This window comes from Colwellia sp. BRX10-1, from assembly GCF_014077545.1.
Taxonomy (GTDB): domain Bacteria; phylum Pseudomonadota; class Gammaproteobacteria; order Enterobacterales; family Alteromonadaceae; genus Colwellia_A.
Map to the genome: position 1 here is coordinate 1 of NZ_JACGWC010000094.1, position 630 is coordinate 630.

The window sequence follows — 630 nt, forward strand, 5'->3', positions numbered from 1 at the left end:
GTTCTCATTATCATCGCTCAGATCAGAAACTGGTGTTACTGAAATTGTTAAGGTAGAACTTTCGGTATCACCGGCACCATCAGTAACGGTGTAGCTGATCACTGGCACAGCACCATTAAAGTTGTCATTTGGTGTGAAGGTATAGCTACCGTCTGCATTTAAGGTGAGATCACCTTCAGTGAGAGTAACTGTATCACCTGCATTATACGTATTCCCATCAACCGTAAAGCTGGTTACCGTGAGTGGACCATCTGCTGTTTCTGCATTGTCTAACACATTGCCTGTGGCGGTTGTATCTTCTGCGACACTTACGGTTTCATTATCGTCACTTAGATCAGAAACTGGTGTCACTGAAATTGTTAGCGTAGAACTTTCGGTATCACCGGCACCATCTGTGACAGTATATGTAATAACGGGTACAGCACCGTTGAAATTATCATTCGGTATAAAAGTATAACTACCATCTGCATTTAAAGTGAGTTCGCCTTCCGCAAGAGTAACCGTGTCACCTGCATTATACGTATTCCCATCAACAGTAAAACTCGTTACGGTTAACGGTCCATCTGCAGTTGCTGCATTATCTAACACATTGCCTGTGGCGGTTGTATCTTCTACGACAGAAACAGTTTC

1 protein-coding gene is annotated in these 630 nt (G+C 43.2%); it reads right to left on the minus strand.

Features of this window, described 5'->3' with window-relative positions; genetic code table 11:
• Window positions 1-630 (minus strand): tandem-95 repeat protein (locus H4J75_RS19680; protein WP_182223066.1); only part of this gene is annotated, 630 nt, incomplete at both ends.